This is a genomic window from Gemmatimonadota bacterium, from assembly GCA_041390105.1.
Lineage (GTDB): Bacteria > Gemmatimonadota > Gemmatimonadetes > Longimicrobiales > Gaopeijiaceae > JAGQIF01.
In genome coordinates, this window is the sequence record JAWKQO010000002.1 from 310,054 (window position 1) to 334,765 (window position 24,712).

A 24,712-nucleotide genomic window follows, 5' to 3' on the forward strand; every position below is an offset into this window, starting at 1 on the left:
GGCGCAGCACCCGACTGCACACAGCGAGAAGCCCGATGGTCGATCCCGTACAAAGCGCCGCCCGGGGCGCCTTCGACGAACTTGTTCGCGAGGTCCGACCCGACCTGCACCGCTATTGCGCCCGCATGGTCGGCTCCTCGATCGAGGGTGAGGACATCGTCCAGGACGTGTTGGCCAAGGCGTTCTACCAACTCAGCGAGCTCGATCAGATCGACAACCTGCGCGGGTGGCTGTTCCGTTCGGCGCACAATCGCGCCCTCGATCACCTGCGCAGTTACGGGCAACGCTTCGCGGAACCGCTCGACGACGGGCTTCCCGCCCAGGAGGAGACCGCGGCCTTCGCGCGGGCCGAGGCGGCCGCGATCGGTCTCCCCTACTTCGCGAAGCTGACCCCCTTGCAGCGCGGCGCGGTCATCCTGAAAGACGTCCTGGGGTACACGCTCGCCGAGATCGCGGAGGTGCTTGACTCCTCCCTCCCGGCGGTGAAGGGTGCCCTACACCGTGGTCGCGGCGGTCTCCGTCGACTGGTGGTGGGCGCCAGCGAAGGGGGGAAACCGATACTCGACGGCGGCGAGGTGGCCTTGCTGCAGCGCTACGCAGAGCGCTTCAACGCTCAGGACTATGACGGGCTCCGTGAGATGCTGGCCGAAGACGTCCGCCTCGACCTGGTAGGGCGCTTCCAGGCGGCGGGCGCACGCTCCGTGGGACAGTACTTCACCAACTATGCAAAGGCGCCCGAGGTTCGCGCTCGGATCGGACACGTCGAGGGGCGGGCGGTGCTCCTGCTGTCCGACACCGTAGGCGAAGAACCGAGCTACTTCGTGCGACTCGCGTGGCGAGAGGGCCGGTTGGCCTCCATCCGCGACTACCGCTACGCGCGACACGTGTTCCGCGAGGCCAGCGAAGTCTTCGCGCCTGAGTGAAGGCCGCTCCCGGCGCCGTCGGGATGCCACTCCGCGGCGCAGAGCGCAGCGCGCTTTCGGTAATGCCGGTTCCTCGGGGAACGTAGGCTCGGGCGTCTCCAGGCACTCCCACACGTCCAGCCCAAGCCCGCCCGATGCCGATGTCCATCGTCTCCAATCGCCTCCACCGGGGAGCGCTGCTGCTCGTCACAGCGAGCGGCGCCGCCCTGTCCCCGCTCTGCGCCCAGACCGCCATCCCCCCGGACTCGGTGGTCACGGTATTCACGTCCGACACCCTCTCCGAGTTCGGGGCAGTCGGAGGTGTGGCGGTCGATGCGCTGGGCTTCGTGTACGTGGCGGACTTTCGCAACGCGGTCTGGCGCATCACCCCGGAGGGGCACGTCTCCCGCTTTGCCGACGGGCTGTATGGGGCCTCGGGCAACGCGGTCGGGCCCCGTGGCTTCCTGTTCCAGTCCAGCTTCAACGGCAACTACGTGTCTCGCATCTCCCGCGACGGACGCGTCGAGACCTGGGCATCACAGGGGCTGAGCGGGCCCGTGGGGATCGCGGTGGACGCCGGAGGCGATCTCTTCGTCTGCAACTGCGTGGCCGGGACCATCGGTCGCATCGGTGCCGATCGAGTGGCCCGCACCTTCTCCGAGAGCGAGCTGTTCGCCTGCCCCAACGGGATCACCTTCGACGACCGGGGCGACCTCTACGTGGTCAACTTCAACAACGATCAGGTAGTGCGGATCACGCCCGACGGGACGGCCACCTCGTTCGCTCGCGTCCAGGGTGCTGGTGGCAACGGCCACATCGCCTTCGCGCGGGGGGGCTTCTATGTGACGCAGTTCCGCGGCGAGCGCGTCTTTCGGCTCGATCGCGACGGGGCCGTGTCTCGGGTGGCGGGCACGGGAGAGCGGGGAGAAACGGACGGAAGTGCCCTGGAAGCCACGTTTTCTTCGCCCAATGGGATCGCGGCCTCGCCCACCGGCAACCAACTCTGGATCAACGACTATGCAGGACCCCTCACGCGGGGAACGGGGGCGTATGTGGCCATGCGGCGCATCGATCTCGTCTCCCTGCGCGAGGTCCTGGGTCGCCTGCCGGCGGGAGGAACGGACGCAGTCCGTTCAGCGTACTCAGCCTACAGGGAGAGCCGCCCGGGCGTCGACACACGCAGCGACGCGATCGCGCTCGGGTTCCTCTGGCTCTCGACGGGCCGCTTCACCGAGGCACTGACGTTGTTCCAGTTGAACGCGGAAGCCCATCGGGATGATCCGTCGTCCCAGTTCAATCTCGGGGAGGCCTATCGGCACCTGGGCCAGCCGGAGCAGGCTGCAGCGCAGTACGAGCGGACGCTGGAGCTGGACCCCGATCACCCCCAGGCCCAAGCGCGGCTGGAACTCGTACGAAGCGGTCCACCGGCCCTTTGACGGGAGGAGGATCATGAAAGCCCTCTGCACGACCTTGGCGAGCGTGCTGGTGTTGGCATTGGCCACACCGGCCTCCAGCCAGATCGTCACGCTGGGATTGAAGGGTGGCGCCACGTTCGCGAGCGTCTCCGACCCCGATGGCGCCTTTGAAGACGTGGGTGGTCGCACGGGGAGCGTGTTCGGTGCCTCCATCCAGCTGGGTGGGCGCCCGATCGGCCTGCGCGGTGAGGTGTTGCTGGTCCAGAAGGGGTTCGATGCCCGTGAAGCGGGTGACGACTACGCGTACAAGGTCGACTACGTCGAGATCCCGGTGCTGTTGGTGGCGCGACTTTCCTCCGGGCCCATCGCACCCTCGCTCTACGGCGGCGTGGCCGCCGGCTTCGAGCGGAGCTGCACGGTCTCGGTGAGCGGAAGCCAGGCCAGCGCCAGCGGCGACTGCGACGCGCCCAGCCTGGAGCTGGAGCGCGAGACCATGGATGCGGGCGCCGTCTTCGGGGCGGAGCTCGCCTTCGGGCTGGGCGGGATCCAGCTCGTGGCGGATGGCCGCTACACGGTGGGTCTGACCACGCTGGACGCCAGTGATGACCCCGACAGCGTGAAGAACAGGGCGTTCATGCTGATGTTCGGTCTGGGGATCCCGGTCGGCTGAAGCGGGCCCCAGCCCTCAGTCTGAACGTAGCGACGAGATCGGATCGACCCCGGCGGCCCGTCCGGCCGGTATGACGGACGCAAGCAGGGCGGCCGCCGCCAGGGTGAGGGCCACGATCGCGTAGGTGAGCGGTTCGCTGGGGCTGACGCCGTAGAGCAGGCCCGTCAGCCCCCGCGCCGCCCCGTAGGCGACGACCACTCCCACGCCAACGCCCAGCGCGATCATCCGGGCCGCCTCGCCCAGCACCAGCACGACCACGTCGCGTGGGGTAGCCCCCAGCGCCAGGCGCACGCCGACCTCACGCCTGCGTTGGCTGACCAGATAGCTGAGCACGCCGTGCACGCCCAGCAGAGCGAGCAGCACGGCCACTCCGGCGAACACCGTGAGCACCAGTGAGGCGAAACGCTCCCGCGCCAGAGCCTCGGCGTGCGCGTCCTCCATGGTGGAGAGGTTGTAGACCGGGACCTCGGCGTCCAGAACGTGGACGACGTCGCGGACGCCGTCTGCGAGTGCCAGCGGTGGGGCGCTGGTGCGCACCAGCAGGGTCAGGTGACCGCTCCGGGGGGGATTCTGCAGCAGGCTGATGTACATGGCGGGCGGCGGGTCGACCGTGATGCCCTGGATCCGTTCGTTCTCGACCACTCCCACGATGCGACGGGAGCTCCCCCAGAACGAGATCCGACTGCCCAGCGGGTCTGCGCCGGGGAAGTAGCGGTCGGCTGCTCGTCGGTTGATGACCACGACGGGTTCGCTGTCGCTACGGTCCGACGGATCCAGCGCGCGACCGCGGACGCGCGCCAGGCCAACCGCCTCGAAGTAGCCCGACGTGACCATCCGTACCGACATCTCGCCTTGCTCGGGGTCGTAGGGGCGTCCGTCGATGAGGAACGAGTTGGTGAAGCCGGGATCCAACGGATGGTTGAGGACCACAGCGCTGGCCTGGGCTCCCGGCAAGCGAGCGGTTTCCGACTGCAGGCGGCTGAGGAACCCCGTCATCACCGGCCAGTCGGGCCACGCGTCCATGGGGCCGAAGTAGCGCGACGTCGGCAGGGCCAGCTCCGCTTTCAGCGTGTGGTCGGGCTGGAAGCCCAGGTCCACCTGCTGGAGATGCAGGAGTGTGCGGATCAGGAGTGTGGCGCCGAGGAGCAGCGCAACGGCCAGCGAAAGCTGCGCGGCGACCAGGCCCCGTCGGAGCAGCGCACCGCCCCTGCCTCCGGAAGCGCGGCTCCCCTCTTTCAACGGGTGCTGCAGATCGAGGCGGCGGGTCTGGAGCACGGGGAGCAATCCAAACAGGCTGCTCACCAACACCGCGATCGCCAGCACGAAGCCGAGCACGGAGGCGTTGAGCTGGGGTGACCCGAGGGCGCTGGCCTCGGGAGGTGCCGCCGCCAGGAGCGTGCGTACGCCGATCAGGGCCACGAGCACACCTCCGATCGCGCCCGCCGCGGTGAGCAGCGCGCCCTCCACCACGAATTTGCGGGTGAGCTGCGGACCCGCCGCCCCCACCGCACTCAGCACCGCCAGCTCCTGTGTGCGACCGGTGCCGCGCGCCAGCAGGAGGTTGGCGACATTGACGCAGGCGATGGCCAGCACCACCAGGACGGAGGCGAACAGCACCCAGAGCGTGGAGCGCAGCTCTCCGCGGCCTACATCGGTGAGGCGCTCCACGAAGGCTCCCCGATTCACGTTGGCTTGCGGGTATTCTGCCTCCAGCTCCGCCATGATGCGGCTCAGATCGGTCTGAGCGTCCTCGACCGTCGCACCCGGGGCGAGGCGCCCCACGACTTCTACCCAGTGCGAATAGCGGACCGCGGTGGACTGAGCCTCCTGCAGCGGGATCCACACGTCCGTGCCCGCGTCGGGGTACTCGACATCGGGCGGGAGGATGCCCACGATCTCGTAGGGCCGCTCGTCGATGCGTAGCGCGCTGCCCAGCACCGACGGGTCGCCTCCGAGCTGTGTGCGCCAGAAGCCATCGCTGAGGATGGCCCGGGCCGGTCCACCCGGCACGTCGTCGGCGTCGACGAAAGGCCGGCCCATCTGCAGCTCGATCCCCAGGACTCCCGGGAGCGAAGCGGTGACGGCGGCGACGTCGATCTGGATGGGGTCACTCGCGGAACGGGTGAGCACCGCGGCCCGCTCGGCCACCATGGCCAGGTCGGACAGCGTGCGTGCCCGCGCACGGAAGTCGAAGTAGTCCGCCGGTGAGGCCAATTCCCTCGTGGTGCCGGTGGCCCGGTCGTTCTCCCAGATCACGACCAGGCGGTCCGGCTCCGCGAAGGGCGGTGGCCGCAGCAGGACGCTCTCCAGAACGCTGAAAACGGCCGTGCTGGCGCCGATCCCGAGCGCCAGGGTGACGATCACCACGGTGGTGAAGCCCGGGCTACGCCTCAGGCTCCGTGCGGCCCAACGGGCCTCCCGTACCCATGCCTCCACCATCCACCGCCTCCCCCGGGCTGACACCCGCTGTTGATCGTAGTGCTGACACGCGGCCTCGATGGACCCCACGTCCCCGAACTGGCGCAGGACCTCGGCCCGCGCCTCCGCATCGCTCCACCCACGGTCCTTGAGCTCACGGATCCGCTCCTCGATGTGGAACGTGATCTCGTCGTGGACGTCCGCTTCGATGTGCCTGCGAGGGAAGAGCGCCCTCCAAGCGTCCCGCCACTCCATCCCCTCCTCCTCCCGCCCCTGGGGAAGCGCTGCACACGGGGGGCACCATGCGCTCAGGCCTGGGCGGTCACGCTCCCAGCAGTCGTGCGACCACCTCGGTGTGGCGGACCCAGCGCTCGGTCTCACGCTCGAGATGACGCCGCCCCGTGCGGGTGAGTCGGTAGAACTTGGCGCGGCGGTTCTCGGGGGTTCGGCCCCACTCTCCCTCGATCCAACCGTCCCGCTCCAGGCGATGGAGTGCGGGATACAGGGCGCCCTCTTCGATCTTGAGCGCTCCTCCGGCCTCGTCCACGATGCGGCGGATCACCCCCAGCCCGTGGAGGGGCCCCGCCTCCAACGCGCGCAGGACCAGCAGGTTCAGCGTCCCGTAGAGAGAATCCGCCTCGATCCCACCCACCGTGCCTCCCGTAGTCTAAACAGCTTAGGTTAGTCTAGCCCGAGAGCGCGCTGCGGGCAATCGGGGTGGAAGGGCCGGTCGACGGATGGCTGGCCGGTGGGTGGGATGTACGTGCGGGGCGGCGCCACCGGGCCGGTGCGCCTGGGTTGGCGGCAGGCTCGCCTCAGAGGGCCATCGACACGCGCAGGCCCACCAAGCGCTTCTGCGAGTAGAGCAGTGACACGGAGGCATTGAGCCCCGGATCCGGATCCCACCAGGTATGAAGGGTCTCGTCGCCTTCCTGTGTCACTTCGTACGAGTCCCACTCCACGTGCAGACCGCGCTCCGACGCGTAGCGCTCCAACAAGCTCCGCGCCTCCGCGTCGGCACCCAGTCCCTGGGGAGCCCGCAGGGTCAGGATGCTCGACTCCGGTGGAAGCGTGGTGAGCTCCAGCGAGGCACCCTCGGCGAAGCCGAGTCGCACCGTCCCGAACACAGCGCCGGCCTCCTCCATTCCGATGCTGCCTTCGCAACGGAGCGGAGGGCCGAACCGTTGCACTGCGTGTCCGGCCAGCCGGTCCTCGGCGAGCAGGCGATCACGCGTCTCGACGAGCCAGGGATGGGCGCCCGGCCCGTCGCAGGGCTCGACGCGCGCGAGAAGGTCCGCGGAGGCGTCTCGGGAGGTCTCCGCCCGGACGGGTCCGAGCCCGAACAGCGTCCAGAATGCGCAGGTGCGGTAGACGAAGCGGCGCCACTGCACCGCCTCCCGGCGCCCCGCGGACGACGGCCGGCCGGCCGCCGGGCCCGCCTCGCCCCCTGGCCGACGGTTGGCTAACGTGAGCGTTCTCACCTCCTCCAGTACCCGTGATCCAGACGATGATCCGATTCGCAACTGAGATGATCTGCTTCCGGAGCGGCCGGGCCCTTGGCCGCCGCTCTCGCTCCGCGGCCACCCGCCTGGTGCTCCCCTGGCTGCTCTGGTGCGGCGCGGCGCCGGTGGCCGGGCAGGGGCTCGGCCTGGACCGACGCATCACCTCCGCCCTCAACCAGGTCTCTCCGGAGCGGCTGGCGGAGTACCTCGAGACCCTGACGGACTTCGAGACCCGGCATTCCCTGTCGCTCTCGGACCGTGACGACTGGGGAGTTCGCCCCGCACGCGAATACATCCTCGAGACGTTCCAGAGCTTCAGTCCCCGCCTTCAAGTGGACCTCGACTGCTACCAGGTGACACCTCAGGGGCGGATTCCGGAAGAGGCGGAGCTGTGCAACGTCGTGGCGGTGCTTCCTGGCCGCAGCGCACGCCGCATCTATGTGAGCGGTCACTACGACTCCGTGGCGCGCCGAGGCGACGGCAGCTTCGATTGGGGTCGCTGGGACAATCCGGCGCCGGGCGCGAACGACGACGGCTCCGGCACCGTGCTGACCATGGAGGTGGCACGCGTGCTGTCGCAAAGCGGTCTCGACTTCGACGCCACGTTGGTCTTCGTGGCCTTCGTCGCCGAGGAAGAAGGATTGGTGGGGGCCAGCCTGCACGCCGCTCGCGCGCTGGAGGAGGGCTGGAGCATCGACGCGGTCTTCAACAACGACATTGTCGGGAACAGCACAGGTGGCAACGGCATCCAGGACTCCCGCACCGTACGCGTCTTCTCTGAAGATCCGATGGACTCGCCCTCACGGCAGTTGGCGCGCTACATCCGCCGCTACGCGTCGCTGTACGTGCCGGGACACGAGGTACGGCTGATCGCCCGCGAAGACCGCTTCGGGCGGGGCGGGGATCACACCGCGTTCAACCGACAGGGCTTTACGGGCGTGCGCTTCTCGGAGTCCCGGGAGAACTACAGTCGCCAACACATGCCGGAGGACACCTTCGACGGCGTGGACTTCGCCTACCTGGCGCGCAACACCCGGGTCAACGCCGCCGCGGTGGCCAGCCTGGCACTGGCGCCTCCTGCACCCGACGTCATGGGGCGCGGCGGTCCGCGCCTCACCCGAGGCGAGAGCGGCTACGACGCGGAGCTCGCCTGGGCGCGCTCCCCTGGCGCAGTCGGATACCGGATCGTGTGGAGGGAAGCGTGGACTCCGGACTGGCAGTACGAGGTGTACGTGGGTGACGACGACGGCCTCACGCTTCCAGACATCTCCATCGACGACTACGTATTCGGAATCGCCGCCGTCGGTTCGGACGGACACGAGAGTCTCGTAGCCGCCTATGTGCGACCCCCCCGTCCTCGCAACGACGTTCAGACCCGATGACCCATCCTTGGCTCGACTACGATCCACACGGAGCTTCTCGATGATCCGCATCCGGCACGCGGTAGCCGCCGTTCTGCTGCTTCTGCCCCTGCTGCCGACCTCGGGCGCAGCGCAGGGGACCCGCTTCCTCCGGCAGCCGTCGGTCGGTGCCGACCAGATCGCCTTCGTGCACGCCAACGACATCTGGGTCGTGGGTCGCGAGGGTGGACTGGCTCGGCGCCTGACCAGTGACGACGGGGCCGAGACCGACCCGGCCTTCAGTCCGGACGGCCGCTGGATCGCATTCAGCGGCGAGTACGGTGGCAATGTCGACGTCTACGTGGTCGCCGCCGCGGGCGGACAGCCGACGCGCCTGACCTGGCATCCGGGTGCGGATGTGGTACAGGGTTGGACGCCGGACGGGCGGGTCATCTTCCAGTCGGGGCGGGAGGGTCAGCCCACCCGGCTGTGGCGCTTCTTCACCGTGGCGCGCACCGGCGGCTTCCCGGAAGCCTTGCCCGTGCATCAGGCCTATCTGGGCGAGATGAGCGATGATGGCCGCATGCTGGCCTATCAGGAGATCGGGTACTGGGACCCCGAGTGGCGCAACTACCGCGGAGGACAGGCCCAACCGATCCGCGTGGTGAACCTCTCGAATCTGGAGCTGACCAACACGCCCTGGCAGGGCGAGCGTCACATGGATCCGACGTGGATGGACGGCGTCGTCTACTACATGTCGGAACGGGATTGGGCCAGCAACGTGTGGTCTTTCGATCCGAGCACGGGGCAGGAGCGACAACTCACGCATCATGCCGACTTCGATGTGAAGAGCCTCGACGCGGGGCATGGCGTGGTCGTGTACGAACAAGCGGGCTACCTGCACGAGTTGAATCCGGCCACCGGTGCCACGCGGCAGTTGGAGATCCACGCGGCCGGCGACCAGAACTGGGCGCGCGCGCGTTGGGAGGAGGTGCCCGCGACTCAGCTCTCCAACCCACAGGTCTCCGCCGACGGGAAGCGGGCCCTCTTCGAGTACCGGGGTGACGTGTTCTCGGTGCCGGCGGAGCACGGGAGTTGGCGCAACCTCACCCGCACGTCCGCAGTGGCTGATCGCTACCCGGCCTGGTCTCCGGACGGCGCACGCGTGGCCTGGTTCAACGACGAGGGCGGTGAGTACGCCCTGGTGATCGCCGACGCCGATGGAGGGGCACAGCGACGCGTGGCGATCGCCGATCCCACCTTCTACTTCCGCCCCACCTGGTCTCCGGACGGCTCGCACATCGCGTTCACGGACACCGATTTCCGCGTCCGGATCCTGGATGTGTCCAGCGGCCGCACCTCCGATGTCGACGGAGAGTTGTACGCGGATCCGCGTCGCAGCATCGAGCCCGTGTGGTCTCCGGATTCCCGCTACCTCACCTACACACGCCGGCTCGAGAATCTTCTGCGCGCCGTGATCGTCTACGACACCCAGGACGGCTCACTCCATCAGGTCACCGACGGCATGGCCGACGCCCTGAGCCCGGTCTGGGACATGTCGGGCAAGTACCTCTACTTCCTGGCGTCCACCGATTTTGCGCTCAATTCGGCCTGGCTGGACATGACGGCCTATGACCGACCGGTCACACGCAGCCTCTACGTGACGCTCCTGCAGGCGGACGGGGCCTCGCCCTTTCTCCCACGCTCCGACGAGGCGGGGACGGCCGCAGAGCCCAAGGCCGATACCACCAGCGGGCCGATGCGCATCGACTTCGACGGCATCATGGGGCGCGTGCTTTCTGCACCCGACCTTCCGGCGCGCGACTACTCCGGGCTGCTCGCCGGACCCGCCGGTATGGTGTTCGTCACCGAGAGCGTGGCCAATCAGCCGGGATCCGTCTTACACCGCTACAGCCTGAAGGACCGCAAGCCCACGACCTTCGTGGAGCGCGTGAACACTGCGGTTACGTCCGACAACGGCAAGAAGCTCCTGTTCCGCACCGGCTCCAACTGGAGCATCGTCGACGCCGGAGCAGCACCGCCGAAGAACGGGGACGGTCGACTCTCCCTGGGAGACCTGCGCATCCACATCGAGCCTCAGGCCGAGTGGGGGCAGATGCTGCGTGACGGCTGGCGCTTCATGCGCGACTTCCTGTATGTGGACAACACGCACGGGGCGCCCTGGGACGACGTATGGACCTGGTACTCGGCGTGGCTACCGGATGTCGAGCATCGGTCGGACTTCAACCAACTGCTGGACATGGTCTCCGGGGAGATCTCCGTGGGGCACTCCTACGTGCGCGGGGGCGATTACCCGGAGTTGGCCAATCCAGAGACCGGACTGCTGGGTGTCGACCTGCAGTTGGACGGCGAGTACTACCGTATCACGCGCATCTACAGCGGCGAAGCGTGGAACCCGGGTCTGCAGGGACCGCTTTCCGTACCTGGCCTGGGCGTGCGCGAGGGGAACTACCTGCTCGCCATCGACGGCCAGCCGCTGCGGGCGCCCACCAACCCCTATGCGCTCCTCGAGGGCACTGCGGGTAGGACGATCACGGTAACCGTGGGCGACCGCGCCGACCTGGCGTCGGGCCGTGAGATCGTGGTGGCGCCCGTGTCCAACGAGGGACAACTGCGCACGTGGGCCTGGGTCGAGGACAACCGGCGCAAGGTCGACGAGATGAGCGGGGGACGACTCGCCTACGTCTGGCTGCCCAACACGGGGCAGGGGGGCTATACCTACTTCAACCGCATGTACTTCGCGCAGCAAGACCGCAAGGGCGCGGTGCTCGATGAACGCAACAACGGAGGGGGGTCGGCCGCCGACTATATCATCGAAGTGCTGGACCGCGAATTGACGGGGTATTTCAACTCCCGGACACCGTCCCACAAACCGTTCACCCAACCCATGGCGGCGCTCTGGGGCCCCAAGGTGATGGTGATCAACGAGCGGGCGGGCTCGGGCGGGGACCTCATGCCCTATCTGTTCCGCTTCAAGCAGATCGGTCCGCTCGTGGGCATGAAGACCTGGGGTGGCCTCGTACACACCGCGGACACGCCGCCCCTGATCGACGGCGGGCGCTTCGTGGCGCCGCGAGGCGGCTTCTACGATGTGAACGGCGAGTGGCGCGTGGAGGGGGAGGGCATCGCTCCCGACATCGAGGTGGCCAATACGCCGCGGGAGGTCAGGGACGGAAGGGACCCGCAGCTGGAAGCCGCCGTGCGCGAAGCGTTACGCTTGCTGGAGACCCAGGCGGTGACGCTGAAACCCGAGCCACAGGCGCCGGTCCGCTACCGGAGGCCGGGAAGCCGCTAGGGAAGCGTCCGCCCCCAACGCGGGCGTCTGAGCGCTCCTTGGACTGCTGAGCGGGGCCGTCCCGGTGGGGACGGTCCCGCTTTCTATCCTCAGGGGGTCGTAGCGGGCGAGTCTGCGGTGGCGAGAGGGAAACACACCCGCTCGGCATCGGCCCCCGATCCTTCGATCCACCGCGAGCGCTTCCCGTTCTGACGCGCGATCTCCCTGCTGAAGGCGTCACGCTCCGTGCCCAGCACGTGGGCAGAAAAGATCCAAGCGCACCCGGTGCGGGCATGGGCACGGATGCGGGTTACCTCGCTGGATGCCCAAGCAGGGTCGAGAAGGTGGCCCCGGTCCGGTGGGACGGTGTGATTGATCCGGAACCCGCTCGAGCGGCCCATCAGGACGGTGCGTCCGGCGGAGTCATGGCGCGTCAGCAGCGCCAGCTGCGGCTCCGTGACCGGACCCATACCCCAGGCGTTGACGTAGATCGGGCCTCCCGGCCTTCCCAGCTCGAACAACTCGGCAAGATCCGCGGGTGGAGCCGACCAGTCCGTTGTGTAGAGGAGCCAGGCCGGCGCGCTGCGCGCGAACACGTAGGTGATGTCCTCGCGCTCGATCTGCGCCTTCAGGTCGTCGATGACCGGTCTGGAGTGCTCGCCCAGCTCGGGATGGCGCGCCAGGTAGAAGGCCTCTCGCCCGCGCGTGCCCAGCACCACCAGGGACAGTAGCACGGCGACGGCGGGCTTCAGGATGGCGGGCCGATGGGTCAGGAGCAGGTAGACACCCGCCACCGCCAGCAGGCTGAAGGTGGGTAGCGTCCACAGCCAGGTGCGGCCGGCGAACGGGTATTGGCGGGCCATGGTGGCCGCGGTCGCAGTGAGGAGCGGGACCACCACCAGAGCCACGCCTCGTTCCCCCGCGGTGCGCTTCACCTGCACCACACCCAGGAGGAGCAGCAGCACGAAGGCACCGATCTGGACCAGGTCGCCGCCCGGGAGCGGGATCAGGGTCACCCGGCTGAATCCACGGAGGACCTCCTGGGCATACGACCATTGGGCTCCAGGGTCGATGAGGAAAGTCCCCTGCCAATACCGGAGCATCTCGGTCTTGGTGGCGGCGTCGCTGCTGAGCAGGACCGAAGCACCCGTTCCCGCCATCCAGGCGCCGCCGGCCAGCAGCGAGGATCGATCGATGCGAAGCGTTCCCTCGCGCAGGAGCAGCGCCGTCACCACGCCGGCACCGACGAAGGCTGTGGGAAGGGAGAGGAACGGAAGCAACAAGAGCGCCCAAGCCAGCCGCACGGCCGTGCCTTCGCGCTCCAAGGCCCTCAGCGTCAGCACACACAGGAGCACCGCGCTGAAGACGTCGAAGATGTACGGCTTGGCCTCGTTCGAGTAGCGGACCAGGATGGGCATGCAGGCCAGGGAGGCCACCACGGGCAGAGCAGCCGACGGGTGGATGAGTCGGCGCGCCACCGGGATCATCAACCACAGGACCGCGATGCCCAGGAGGAGGGGAACGATGCGGAGCGCCCATTCGGAGGGACCGGCCAGGGACGTGACCACGCGTTCGATCCAGAGAAAGCCGGTCGGAGCGACCTGGAGCCAGTCCAGAGGCGGGCGCAACTCCCGGAGGTCGCGGCTCAGGATGTTGAGCGCGAGGAAGGCTTCGTCGATCCAGAGCGAACGACGATACAGGTATTGGACGATCCGTAGGCCCGCCCCGAACAGCACGGCGAGCAGGAGTGCCATCTCCAACACACGCGCGACCGGGTCGCCCGAGGGGGGCGTCCGGACGTCGGGGGGGCGCTGTGTAACAGCGCTCGCGGGGCGGTTGGCGGCGGTCTCAATCATGGCGCAGTCGGTTGGCCTAGTCGCGCAGGCGCTGCGCAAGACGGGACACATGCGACACGATGGGGCGAGATTCCCGACCCGATCTCCCCCACCCAGGGCCGAACTCCCGGCGCGATCCGCTCCGAATCCATGTGGTCCTCGGCTGAGCCCTTGGCTCTAAGTGGTTGTAGCACAACTTCTTACGAAATTGCTCCCGCCCGGCACACGCTCTGCCCCCCACTCCTGCGGACCTACAACCCCGGAGGACGCATGATCGAGAGGGGCAAGTTGGGGGCCGCCGTTCTGAGTTGCGCCGCGGTCGCGGCCCTGGCGGCATGGACGTCGGAGACACCGGTACGTGCCTGCGAGGCGAGTTTCACCCCGTCGGCGGTGCGCGTTTCTAGCGATCCCGTGTCGGTGCTCGTCGAGATGAGCGAGCCGATCGGCATGATCCAGGAGGTGGCGGCGGAGGATGGCAGCGGGATCGAGCCCGGCGGCTATGACGCGCAGATGAACGCGCTGGAGTTGTCGGTGGCCGAAGCTCATGCGGGCGACTGGGAGATCACCTTCCACGGTGCCGAGGAGATGACCTGCACCGGCTCGCTCACGGTGGAGGAGGGCGACTAGTGCGCCTGGCCCGGACTCGAGCTTCGGTCGCGCCGGCGACGGGCTCGTTCGCTGAGATCGTACGACTTGAGCTTGGTACGTACGGTCTTGACATCCATGCCGAGTCGGCGGGCGGCTTCGGTCTTGTTGAAGCCGGTCTGCTCCAGCGTCGCGAGGATGAGCCGACGCTCCGCGTCGGCCGCCGTGATCCCGATCGGGATCACCAGGCGTGCCGGGGGGGAAGCCGAGTTCGGGCCCTTCACTTCGCCCGGAAGATGGTGCGGTCGGATCCAGCCGGAGCGGGCGCGGATCGCCGCGTGCTCCACGGCCCGACGGAGCTCCGGGATGTTGCCGGGCCAGGGTGCGCCGCGCAGGCACTCCGCCGTGGGTTCGTCGAGCCCGTGGACGGTGAGCCGATGAAGGGCATTGGCACGGGCCACGACGTGCTGGGCCACTGCCAGCACATCCGTGGGGCGCTCACGCAGGGGCGGAACGCCGATCACGAACACCCCCAAGCGATAGTACAACTCTTCACTCAACTCTCCGTCCTCCACCAGCGCCAGGGGAGGATCCGTAGCCACCGCCAGGACCCGCGGGATCTGGTGGGACTGGTCCGCGCCGACGGAGTGGAATCGATCCAGGAGCACGATCAGTTGTTCCTGCGCGAGGGCGGGAAGATCGGAGAGGCCCTCGAGGAGAAGCGTTCCCCCCGGTCCATCGGCGATGAGCTCGGCCAGTCCTTCCGCAGACATCACACGAGCTGGGCCATCGGCGGGGAGTGTTTCCACCGAGAAGGCCGGCGCGCGGGGCTCCTGCTGGGCAACCGCACGGACACGCAGCAGGGTCTGGGCGCGCCGGCGGCTGAGCGCATGCACCGCCAGGGCCAGCGTGCGCCGACCCGTGCCGGGTTCCCCCCAGAACACGGCAGGTGCCTCCGTGGCACTGAGCATTTCGAGGTCGCGCAGCACGCCGAGCATGGGCGAGTCGGGACCGACCGCGATGGAGGGGCCCCCCGCCTCACAGATGCTGCGCAGTATCGCTGGACGAGGCTCCTCACCCGTGGGGGGAACCGGTCGCTGGGTTTCCGAAAGCATGGACGACGCCAGGGGGACGGTACCAGATCCGACGGGGGGTGTGGACTCTTCTGCTTCAACGCACGATGCGTTCCGGATGGGACAGCGCGTGGTGAGGAGGTCTGTCGGGAGGGGCGGCGACAGGTGAATCGGCCCGAGGTTCGGCCGCTTGCCAGGGGTAGGGCCTCGGCCGCCCCTGGAGTGCGGCGCGCAGCGTAGACGGCACAGGTGGACCGGGATAGCGCAGCGTCGTTTCAGAATCGCTACAGCGAAAACACGACCGGGGGCCGGGTGGGACTCCGGTGGCACCGATGAACGTAAGGAGTGTGCGATGAAAGGGGTGGTGATGCGATGGGCGCTGATCTTGACGGCGCTCACCTGGGGAGTCGGAGCGTGCGACGATGAAGGACCGCTGGAGCCCACGACCGGCACGATCCGGGTGACGACGGTCACCTCGGGGGCCGATCCGGACACGGATGGGTACACCGTTTCGGTCGATGGCGGCGCGGCCTTGGCCATCGACACGACGGCAGGTTTCCTGGTGATCGGTACTGTGGACCCGGGCTCCCATTCGGTGGAGCTGGGGGGAGTGGCAGCGAACTGCAGCGTGGATGGCTCCAACCCGCTTTCGGTATCCGTGGTGGCTGGAGATACCGCCCTGGCCGCGTTCTCTGTGACCTGCACCGCCCTGGGCGGCACCGTACAGGTCCGCACGGTCACCACAGGGGACAGTCTGGATGCGGACGGTTATCTGGTCCGTCTGGGCGGTGACAGCGCGACTGTCGGCGCCAACGATTCAGTGACGTTCGCGGATGTACCCGCCGGTGATCAGGCCGTCACGATCGAGGGGATCGCGCCCAACTGTACGGCGGCAGCGACCTCGCAAACCGTGTCGGTGAGTGCGGGCGCCACGGCGACAGCGGACTTCTCGGTCGCTTGCGTGGCGCCGGTGACCGTGACGGGCACGGTGATCGTGGCGACCACGACCACGGGTGACAGCCTGGACACGGATGGCTATTCGGTGACCATCGGGTCGCTTTCCGATAGCATCGGCATCAATGACACGCTCACCATCGAAGGCGTGCCGGCGGGCCTCAGCCTCGTGCAGCTGGGGGGCGTGGCAGCCAACTGTAGCGTGGCCGCGGCGGACACGGTGTCGATCACCCTCCTGGGCGACGACACCGCCAACGTGTCGTACGCCGTGACCTGTACAGCGCCCGCTCCTGTGAGCCCGGACCGGATTGCCTTCACCAGCGACCGGGACGGCAACGACGAGGTCTACATCGTCCAGACGGATGGGAGCGGCGCCTTCAACCTGAGCAACGACGCGGCGGCGGACGGACAGGCGGCCTGGTCGCCTGATTCGACGCGCGTGGCCTTCCGATCGGACCGCGATGGCAACGGTGAGATCTACGTGGTCAATGCGGATGGCACCGGGCTGATCAACCTCACCAACGACGCGGGCGACGACCGGCAGCCGGCGTGGTCGCCCGACGGCACCCGGATCGCATTCGTGACCGACCGTGACGGCAACGACGAGGTCTATCTCATGAATGCCGATGGAAGTGGGTTGGCCAATCTGACCGGAGATACCGCAAGCGATTCAGCGCCGGCCTGGTCGGCCGACGGCACCCGGATCGCGTTCGTGACCGAACGCGACGGCAACGCCGAGGTCTATGCAATGGATGCGGACGGCCAGAATCCCACGAATCTCACCAACGATGCGGGTGCGGACAGCGCACCGGCGTGGTCACCCGATGGGACCAAGATCGCCTTCTCCACCGACCGCGACGGCAACGCCGAGGTCTATGTGATGGATGCGGACGGCCAGAATGCCACCAACCTGACCAACAACGCGGGCGCGGACTCCGCGCCCAGCTGGTCGCCGGATGGCCTCGCGATCGCGTTCGGGTCCGATCGCGACGGGAACGCGGAGATCTACTGGATGAACGCGGACGGGACCGGGGCTGTGAACCTCACGAATGATCCCGCGTCCGACCGCGATCCGTCCTGGGGAGCACAGCGATAGGAGGGGATCCACCGGCTCGATGCCGGCCCAACCCGAACAGGGAGCGCGGGGCCCGCGGAGGGGAAGCACCACCCTCGCCCATCGTGGCGTCCGACTCGACCCCCCCTTTGTGGAGGTCCCGCCTCCCGATCGGTCTCCTCGCCTTCGGGCGAGGAGGCCGATTGCGTTCGCGGTACGGGTGCCACGCACCGAGGAGCCGTGCTATCCTGCGTGGTCGGGCCGCACGAACCATTGGAGAGGCGGGCATCATGGCAGAGGATACGATCTTCGCGCGCATCGTTCGGGGCGAGATCCCGGCGGACATCGTCCACCAGGATGAGCTCGTCACTGCCTTCCGGGACATCCATCCGCAGGCACCCACGCACATCCTCATCGTCCCCAACCAGATCGTCCCCACCGTCAACGACGCTTCTTCCCACCACGAGGCGGCCCTCGGTCGCATGTTCACGGTGGCCGCCGACCTCGCTCGCCGAGAGGGGATCGCCGAGGACGGATACCGCCTGATCGTGAACTGTGGAACGCACGGCGGTCAGGAGGTCTTCCACGTACACATGCACCTCCTGGGAGGCCGTCCACTGGGCGCCATGCTGGACCGACGGGGCCTCTGAACGGGCAGGAGAGGCGGGGCGGCTGCCCGCCACCCCCCGTGGTCCTCAGCTGACCGGGCGACGTTCCGTCCGTGGGGGCACGACGATCGGGTCGATGCCCAACTCCCGGATCAGCCGATTGAAGGCGGCGACGTCGTTGGCCAGGAGCGACTCCAGCGCAGCGCGGTGTCCCGCCCATTCGCGCTGAACGTCCCGCAGACGCGTCTGCGCTCCCTGCGTGAGGGGAGGCTCGGTGCCGTCCACCGACGCGATCAACTCCAGGACCTGGGCGTCGAGGCGGTTGGTGAAATTGATGACGTCCTGGAACGTCTTCTGGCGTCGTTGCACCAGCGGATCCTCCCAGCCCGTGATCTTCTCCACCAGCGCTTCGCCCGCGGTCCGGATGGTGTCGGCGCGGGGATGCTCCCCGGTGCTGGCGATGAGCGCATCCACCTGCTCCGAGACCGTCGCCAGGCTGCGCACCGACTCGTAGAGCTCGCCGACCAGCGCCTGGGCCTCGGCCAGGAACCGGTCTTGTGCCACGAAGTCCGACGTGGTCACCTGCCAACGTGGGTCGGGCAGCAGGTCGAACATCGCGGTCTGGACGTCGGGTCCGTGCGTGAGTCGCACCTGGTAGGAACCGGGTGCGGCCACTCGACCGTTCAGGCTCCCATAGTGCTGGTAGCCCTCCAGGGCTTCGAGGCCTTGGTGGCGGAAGTCCCAGGCGAATCGGTTGAGGCCGGCGTGCGGCGCCGGCAGGCTGTCCCGCTGGGAAAGCCCCGCGCGTTCGGGATCGGTGGCCCAGGCGCGCACGATCCGTCCCTCACCGTCCAGGATCTCCAGGGTCAGGAGGCTGTCGGGCGCGTTGGCGAAGTGGTAGAAGATCTGCGGTCCGGTGGGCGGATTCTGGCCAGCACGCCCGTCACCGCCGCCGCCCCACGCCACCAGCGCTGCGGGCCGCGGGGCCAGCAGGGTCATGGGCGGTAGCGGCTCGCGTCCGCCGAGCTGCTGCAGGGGCGAGAGGTCGTCCAACACCCAGAACCCACGTCCCTGTGTCGCCGCGATCAGATCGTTGCCCTGGAAGGCAAGGTCGGTCACCGGCACGATCGGGAGATTCAGCTGGAAGCGCTCCCAGTGCTCGCCATCGTCCAACGACAGGAACATCCCCATCTCGGTACCCGCGTAGAGCACTCCCGCGCGCAGCGGATCCTCCCGCACCACGCGTACCCAATGCTCGTCGGGGATCCCGCGCACGATGCGGTCCCAGGACCGTCCGTAGTCCTCGGTGCGGAAGATCAAGGGGCGGAAGTCGTTGAACTTGTAGCGTGTGGCCACGACGTAGGCACGCGCGGGGTCGTGACGGGAGACCTCGATCGAATTGATGATCCCCTCTCCGATGTCGTCCGGGGTCACGTCGACCCAGTTCGCCCCTCCGTCGCGCGTCAGGTGCACGAGGCCGTCGTCCGAGCCTGCCCAGAGCACGCCCACCTCATGGGGCGACTCGATCACGTACATGATCGTGTTGTAGTTCTCGCCGCCCGCGCCCTCGTTGGTGAACGGCGCGCCGCCCGCGCCTTGCTTCTCCAGCTCGTTGCGCGTGAGGTCCGGAGAGATCTCCTCCCAGCTCTGCCCCCGGTCCGTGCTCTGGAGAAGGACGTTGCCTGCGTGGTAGAGCACACGCGCGTCGTGAGGAGAGGAGACGATGGGCGCGTTCCAGTTGAAGCGATACTTCTGGTTCTGCGGATAGGTGCCCAACCCAAGGAAGGGGTAGGCCATGACCGGCTTGGAGCGAAGCGTCTGGCGGGACCAGCGATCGATCAGTCCTTGATAGCAGCCCCCGAAGACGTCCCTGGGATCGTCCGGGTCGAACGCCAGATAGGCGCTCTCGCATCCCGACACCGAATAGAAGTCGCTCCAGGTGATACCACCCGGTGCGGCGCTGGCGATTCCGATGGCGGAGTTGTCCTGCTGCCCGCCATAGATGTGATAGGGGAACTGATGGTCGGTGATCACACGGTAGAACTGTGCGGTCGGCTGGTTCTGCTGCGTCGACCACGAGCGGCCACCATTGAAGGTGATGTTGGCGCCACCGTCGTTGGCGTTGATCTGGATGTCCGAGTCGTTCGGGTTGATCCAGAGATCGTGGTTGTCGCCGTGCGGCACCGGCACGTTGGAGAAGTGCTCCCCCGCGTCGACCGAGCGCAGGAAGGGTGCGTTCAGGACCACGACGGTGTTCTCGTCGTTGGGGTCGGCGAACACCTCCATGTAGTACCAGGAGCGTGTCTGGATCTCGCGACTGGCGTTGACGTGACGCCAGCTCCGGCCTCCGTCGTCCGAGCGGTAGAGTCCGCCCTGCTCCGACTCGGCCTCCACGATCGCGAAGACGCGGTCGGGATTCGCGCGTGAGACATCGACGCCGATCTTGCCCATGAGCGCGGGGAGTCCGTTGCCCAGGCGCTCCCAGGTGTCGCCTCCGTCGCGGGATTTCCAGATGCCGCTGCCTTCACCGCCCGACCGCATCTGCCAGGGGAGACGCAGGTGGTCCCAGTACGCTGCGTACAGGATGCGGGGATTGGTCATGTCCATGGCGAGATCGGCCGCGCCCGCCGTCTCGCTCACGAAGTGGACCCGCTGCCAGGTGGCGCCTCCGTCCCTGGAGCGATAGATGCCGCGTTCTTCGGTTGGTGCCCCGGGGGCGCCCTGTGCGGCAACGTACACGAGGTCCGGATCACGCGGATGCACCCGGATTCGTGAGATCTGGCGGGTGCGCTCCAGGCCGAGGTGGGTCCAGGTTCGGCCGGCGTCGGTCGAGCGGTAGACTCCGTCCCCGTGCGAGTTGGCGACGCCGCGCACGGCGTGCTCCCCCATGCCCACGTAGACCACGTTGGGGTCCGACTCCGCGACGGCGACCGCTCCGACCGAGCCGGTGCGGAAGTATCCGTCGGAGACGTTGCTCCACGTCTCGCCTCGGTCGGTGGTCTTCCACAGGCCGCCCCCCGCCGCTCCGAAGTAGTAGACCGCAGGGTCCGCGGCGACGCCGGAGACCGCCACGGAGCGGCCGCCCCGGAAGGGGCCCACCAGACGCCATTGCATGGCCCCCAGACGCTCCGCCTGTGGACCGTCCGGGGGTTGCTGTGCCGACACGGGAGGCGGCGCGGCGAGCCACAGGAGAGCAGGGATGACCACTGCGTACAGCCCACCGACCACGCGGCGGGAGCAGGGCGCGGCGTTCGGGACGGAGCGGATCATGGGGACCTCCACCTCGGATTCCGGAGCGACGGGGCGCTCAGCCTACCGAGGTGGGAGTCGTGCTGGCAAACCGGCGGAGGCGCCGGCTGGGTCGCTCAGACGGTGCCGGGCCCTGGGCTGATCCGCCCGTTCCCGCCGTCCGGCCGCCCTCGCGGTTGCTCCGAGCGTCTCTGCTGCCCGGCGGCCCGTGCTGCGTCCACGTCCAGGATGCGACGGATGGCCTCGAGCTTCGCTTCGACTTCGCCCGGCGTGTCATCCATGGAGCCACGGCCGGTCAGCAGCCAGTGGCCGTTGATTCCGAGGGCTTCGGGGAGACGAAGAAGCTGGTCCGCCTTGGGCTCAGAGGGATTGGTGCGGCTGAGCCATTGGCTCACAGTGGCCTGTCGCACGCCGATGCGTTTTCCGAGTTCCGTCTGGGTCACGCCACGGATGCTCATGGCGAGACGCAGACGGTCGCGAAAACCGGCGAGGACGTCACCGTCGGGGGCGTTGGTCAATTCCGGTTCGTCCTGATCCGATACTCCAGCAACAAGCGGGGCGGTCTTGGACGACCGAACCGCCAACAACTTACACGACGCAACAACCTAGACCCCTTTCCGGCCGCCTCGCAAGCGACAGGAAGAGCGTTCGCATCGACCCGGAGAAACCCTTGGGCTGGCTCGACATCCTGCTGCCGATCGCCCTGGGTCTCGGGGGAACACCTGACGTCGCCGGGGCCTGGCGAACGCCCCGGATCGTCCTGGCCGGGGACGGCTACCATTGCCTGGCTGAAAACGTCGTTGTCCTGATCGAGCTCGAAGCCGAACAGGGGCTGGGCGGCCAGTACTGGGCCGAAGTGCGCTGCAGTTACCTGGGCGCCGTCCTGTATCAGGAAAAACGCAACGGAGTGATCGAGGGCGTCATGCGCGCGGACGGCTCCCTGGAGTTCACCGTGGAGGGCGGACCCGTCTACCGCGGACGTGTGCTCGGGAACTCGCTCCAAGCGAACGGAAACTGGGAGGTCAATGGCGTGCATCTGCGGGGGCGGATCGAAGCCATCCGACCCGCGGAGCACCGTGGGGCCACCCTGCGGATGCGAGCCCAGACCGGCACCAGCGGGGGCAACCCCCCGCGCTGAGCCCCGCCGGGCCGGGACCCCCCGCCATCCCCGGGGACCGCTGCTGGCCGGGTCCCTCCGGCTCCAGTGACCTGCCCCAAGGGGGCGCTGTGCCCGTCCGACGGCCCCCCGCCTTGTCCCCCCGGGGGCGCCGCGACTACCTTTCCAGGCTCGAAACCACTGGAGCCCGGATCAGAGCGGTATGGCCAAGAAAGGCAAGATCGAAAAGAACGACAAGCGTCGCGAGCTGGTACAGCGCTTCGCGGACCGGCGGCGCGAGTTGGTCGCGGTGCTGAAGGACCCCAACGCCACGCCCCTCGAGAAGCGGGAGGCGCAGGCCAAGATCCGACGCATGCCCCGCGACGCCTCCAAGGTGCGGATCCGCAACCGCTGCCAGTTCTCCGGGCGTCCCCGGGCCTACCTGCGGCGGTTTGGACTCTCCCGGATCGCGTTCCGCGACAACGCTCTGGAAGGCCTGATCCCTGGAGTCCGGAAGTCGAGCTGGTAACCAGACCTCCGCACCCCGCATCACAGAAGAGGCCGCCGGCTCAGGGAGCCGGCGGCCTCTTTCGTTCGGTACCGCCGGGTGAGCCGGCAGCCCCTGGTCTCAGAAGTTGGCCACGATCGCGACCGTAAAGACCGAGTCGGTCTTGCCCAGAGGGGCCAACACCGTGCCGCCGGCGCTCAAGGGCACCGAGACCAGGGCCGGCTGGTTGTCGAACAGCAACTGCAAGCTGGTCTTGAGGGCGAGGCGCTGCGACATCGCCACGGTCAACGAGTTGACCCAATCGGCGCGCAGGTCGGACGTCTCGTTCAGGTTCTCGTCCATGGTCAGAACGCTGGCGAACGCGGTCGTCTCGGTGAGCTTGCGGAAGGCGTCGTAGGAGGCTCGCAAGCCGAGGAAGGAATCCTCCACGCTGGGGTCGGCCACCACGTCATCCTGGATGGTGTAGGTGACACCAAGATCCGTCTTGAAGCGGCGCTCCTCCGAGTCCACCCAGGCCTTGCCCGCGCCGGACACGAATCCGTAGCGGTTCTGGATACCCGCGAAGGTATTCCGGTCCCAGCCCGCCCCGCCGAAGAGGTACGCTCCGTCGAGCTTGTGGTCGTAGCGCGACCGCACGAAGTAGTTCTCGGCCGTGAGTTCCTTGTCGGTGGTCTCCTGGATCTGGAAGCTCTGCTGCGAGCCCGTCGCCGTGCGCGTGGTGAGTCCCGACTCGGTGCGGACCCCGCCCGCCGACAGCTGGAACGACGAGGTGGGCCAATAGTGCGTCAAGGCGTTCTTGAGTCCGAAAGTGCTCGAGGAGGCGTTGCCTGCGGTCATCACGAACGTGAGCTCGGCCTGGTCTGTCCACCCGACCGGCCGGTCGTCCTGGGCCGCTGCGGAACCGGTCCCGAGCGCGAGGATGGCGACGACCATCAGCCCGGGAGTGCTGCGCCTGAACCCTGCCATGTCCTGACTCCTTCTCCACTGTGTTGGACCGCAGGCGCCACGTCCGGCGCCCAGCGGTTCAGAAGCACATCATGGGAAGAAAGTCACATTCGGCAGGGTGCCTGAGAAGGGGAATCGTGCCCTACCCCTGCTTCACGACCTCCTCCAGAAACGTGGAGTTGGCCACTGCGACCGTGCGACCGGCCTGGTCGAGGATGGTCTGCGTCGGTGTGATGGCGGTCAGCACTCCCCGCTCGCCACGGATCTCCATCTCCTCGCCGATCTGGAAGGTCTTTCGAGCGTAGAAGCCGGCGATGATGTTGCGCGTGACCTCACGGCTTCCCAGGCCGAAGGAGAGTCCGAATCCCAGGACCATGGCCGCGAGCAGGGAGGTGACCACGATGCGCACGATGTCGGTCTCCACCTGGAGTTGGCCGATGGCCATGATTCCGACGATGGCCAGCACCACCCCACTGACCATCCCGCCCAGCGAACCGGCGAACTCGATGCCTGAGTTGGTGGCGGCTTGGGTGACCGCCCGCCCCGCGAACTGGGCCGCGGCGCTGCCCAGCACCAGGATCACCACGGCGGCGAAGACGTTGGGCAGATAGCCCATGAAGGTGCCGATGGCCTCGGAGACCGACGTCAGCCCTAGCCCGTCGGCGGCGGCCCGTGCCAGCAGGACGAGGAGCAGGTAGTACGCCACCTTGGGCAGGATCACGCTGAGCGGCGCCCCCACGCCCAGGCGCTTCAGGGTCTGGTCCAATCCGGCCCGCGCGATCAGCGCGTCGATGCCCACGCGCCGCAGCACCGTTCCCAGAATCCAGGCCACGACCCGGGAGACCACCACTGCCAGGATGAGGAGGAGCAAGGCCACGACGGCCTTGGGTACTCCGGCTGCCAGCGCCAGTCCCAGATCGCGGAAGGCCTGGATAAGCTGTTCACGCATTTCGTTCATCTTGCCCGCTCGCTGTGGTTCACGGCTGGAAGGCTAGCTGGACTCCTGATCGGGCCCGGAGCCCGGTTTTGGCCCGAAGGCCTCGAAGAGCACGGTCAGGTACTCGAGGAGCACGAGAAAAGGGGTCCAGAGCGAGAAACGCGTTACGTCCGCGGCCAACTCGCGACGTCGGATCGAGTTGTGCACGCGCCCCAACAGCGTCGATGGCACCGGGTCGCGCAGGGCGCGCAACTCCCCCACGGGGGCCCCGAGGGCGTCCTCTCCGGGATCCTCGTTCGCGTCGCTCGTGTCGTCCACCATCCGTC

The 24,712-nt window shown here is 68.0% G+C and carries 20 protein-coding genes; 10 read left to right on the forward strand and 10 right to left on the reverse strand.

All coding sequences use genetic code 11. The annotated features are described in order from the left end of the window. Positions 1-35 precede the first annotated feature (35 nt). The 3 genes from R3E10_10695 (at position 36) to R3E10_10705 (ending at position 2,987) form a co-directional block, all read left to right on the forward strand. A complete protein-coding gene (locus R3E10_10695; GenBank protein ID MEZ4416201.1) occupies positions 36-923 on the forward strand; it encodes a sigma-70 family RNA polymerase sigma factor in 888 nt (295 codons plus the stop codon). Positions 924-1,057: 134 nt separating this feature from the next. After that, positions 1,058-2,338, forward strand: a complete 1,281-nt coding sequence (locus tag R3E10_10700; GenBank protein ID MEZ4416202.1) for a tetratricopeptide repeat protein — start codon at positions 1,058-1,060, stop codon at positions 2,336-2,338. 13 nt (positions 2,339-2,351) lie between these two features. Then, positions 2,352-2,987 (forward strand): porin family protein, encoded by a 636-nt coding sequence (locus R3E10_10705; GenBank protein ID MEZ4416203.1) that lies wholly within the window; start codon positions 2,352-2,354, stop codon positions 2,985-2,987. Between the two features lie 15 nt (positions 2,988-3,002). Here the strand turns inward: R3E10_10705 and R3E10_10710 are convergent, their stop codons facing one another. The 3 genes from R3E10_10710 to R3E10_10720 all read right to left on the reverse strand — a co-directional run bounded on the left by R3E10_10710 (position 3,003) and on the right by R3E10_10720 (position 6,796). Then, complete coding sequence (locus R3E10_10710) at positions 3,003-5,660, reverse strand: ABC transporter permease (GenBank protein ID MEZ4416204.1); 2,658 nt, start codon at positions 5,658-5,660, stop codon at positions 3,003-3,005. Positions 5,661-5,727: 67 nt separating this feature from the next. Then, on the reverse strand, positions 5,728-6,057 hold the full coding sequence (locus R3E10_10715) for a PadR family transcriptional regulator (protein ID MEZ4416205.1): 330 nt from the start codon (positions 6,055-6,057) through the stop codon (positions 5,728-5,730). Positions 6,058-6,220: 163 nt separating this feature from the next. Further along, complete coding sequence (locus R3E10_10720) at positions 6,221-6,796, reverse strand: hypothetical protein (GenBank protein MEZ4416206.1); 576 nt, start codon at positions 6,794-6,796, stop codon at positions 6,221-6,223. 116 nt (positions 6,797-6,912) lie between these two features. Here R3E10_10720 and R3E10_10725 point away from each other — a divergent pair, with 116 nt between their 5' ends. Both R3E10_10725 and R3E10_10730 read left to right on the forward strand, forming a co-directional pair. After that, positions 6,913-8,289, forward strand: a complete 1,377-nt coding sequence (locus tag R3E10_10725) for a M20/M25/M40 family metallo-hydrolase (protein MEZ4416207.1) — start codon at positions 6,913-6,915, stop codon at positions 8,287-8,289. Positions 8,290-8,329: 40 nt separating this feature from the next. Next, positions 8,330-11,563 carry a PDZ domain-containing protein gene (locus tag R3E10_10730; GenBank protein ID MEZ4416208.1) on the forward strand — a complete coding sequence of 1,078 codons (3,234 nt, stop codon included), beginning with the start codon at positions 8,330-8,332 and terminating at the stop codon, positions 11,561-11,563. An 89-nt stretch (positions 11,564-11,652) separates the two neighbouring features. Here R3E10_10730 and R3E10_10735 read toward each other — a convergent pair whose 3' ends face one another. After that, on the reverse strand, positions 11,653-13,398 hold the full coding sequence (locus tag R3E10_10735; protein MEZ4416209.1) for a glycosyltransferase family 39 protein: 1,746 nt from the start codon (positions 13,396-13,398) through the stop codon (positions 11,653-11,655). A gap of 249 nt (positions 13,399-13,647) precedes the next feature. On the opposite strand from R3E10_10735, the gene R3E10_10740 reads away from it, so the two are divergent. Next, complete coding sequence (locus tag R3E10_10740) at positions 13,648-14,004, forward strand: hypothetical protein (GenBank protein ID MEZ4416210.1); 357 nt, start codon at positions 13,648-13,650, stop codon at positions 14,002-14,004. Here R3E10_10740 and R3E10_10745 read toward each other — a convergent pair. After that, positions 14,001-14,960, reverse strand: coding sequence for a sigma 54-interacting transcriptional regulator (locus R3E10_10745; protein ID MEZ4416211.1), 960 nt, complete (start codon positions 14,958-14,960; stop codon positions 14,001-14,003). The genes R3E10_10740 and R3E10_10745 overlap by 4 nt on opposite strands. Before the next feature lie 427 nt (positions 14,961-15,387). Here R3E10_10745 and R3E10_10750 point away from each other — a divergent pair, with 427 nt between their 5' ends. Beyond that, entirely contained in the window at positions 15,388-17,085 is a 1,698-nt protein-coding gene (locus R3E10_10750; protein MEZ4416212.1) for a hypothetical protein, read from the forward strand. Between the two features lie 248 nt (positions 17,086-17,333). Continuing rightward, a complete protein-coding gene (hinT, locus tag R3E10_10755; GenBank protein MEZ4416213.1) occupies positions 17,334-17,693 on the forward strand; it encodes a purine nucleoside phosphoramidase in 360 nt (119 codons plus the stop codon). A 45-nt stretch (positions 17,694-17,738) separates the two neighbouring features. Here hinT and R3E10_10760 read toward each other — a convergent pair whose 3' ends face one another. Both R3E10_10760 and R3E10_10765 read right to left on the reverse strand, forming a co-directional pair. Then, positions 17,739-20,921, reverse strand: coding sequence for a glycosyl hydrolase (locus R3E10_10760; protein MEZ4416214.1), 3,183 nt, complete (start codon positions 20,919-20,921; stop codon positions 17,739-17,741). Positions 20,922-21,016: 95 nt separating this feature from the next. Beyond that, positions 21,017-21,418 (reverse strand): helix-turn-helix transcriptional regulator, encoded by a 402-nt coding sequence (locus R3E10_10765; GenBank protein MEZ4416215.1) that lies wholly within the window; start codon positions 21,416-21,418, stop codon positions 21,017-21,019. A gap of 152 nt (positions 21,419-21,570) precedes the next feature. Between R3E10_10765 and R3E10_10770 the strand changes: the two genes are divergently transcribed. Together R3E10_10770 and rpsN are read left to right on the forward strand one after the other, a co-directional pair. Beyond that, the gene (locus R3E10_10770) at positions 21,571-22,038 is read left to right on the forward strand and encodes a hypothetical protein (GenBank protein ID MEZ4416216.1); all 468 of its coding nucleotides are present in this window, start codon (positions 21,571-21,573) and stop codon (positions 22,036-22,038) included. Between the two features lie 181 nt (positions 22,039-22,219). Next, positions 22,220-22,525: a 30S ribosomal protein S14 gene (gene rpsN, locus R3E10_10775; protein ID MEZ4416217.1), complete on the forward strand. Its 306-nt coding sequence runs from the start codon at positions 22,220-22,222 to the stop codon at positions 22,523-22,525. A gap of 99 nt (positions 22,526-22,624) precedes the next feature. Here the strand turns inward: rpsN and R3E10_10780 are convergent, their stop codons facing one another. From R3E10_10780 to R3E10_10790, 3 genes are all read right to left on the reverse strand, one after another. After that, a complete protein-coding gene (locus tag R3E10_10780; protein ID MEZ4416218.1) occupies positions 22,625-23,470 on the reverse strand; it encodes a DUF481 domain-containing protein in 846 nt (281 codons plus the stop codon). Between the two features lie 121 nt (positions 23,471-23,591). Next, a complete protein-coding gene (locus R3E10_10785) occupies positions 23,592-24,398 on the reverse strand; it encodes a hypothetical protein (GenBank protein ID MEZ4416219.1) in 807 nt (268 codons plus the stop codon). Positions 24,399-24,440: 42 nt separating this feature from the next. Then, positions 24,441-24,707, reverse strand: a complete 267-nt coding sequence (locus R3E10_10790; GenBank protein ID MEZ4416220.1) for a hypothetical protein — start codon at positions 24,705-24,707, stop codon at positions 24,441-24,443. Positions 24,708-24,712: the final 5 nt, after the last annotated feature.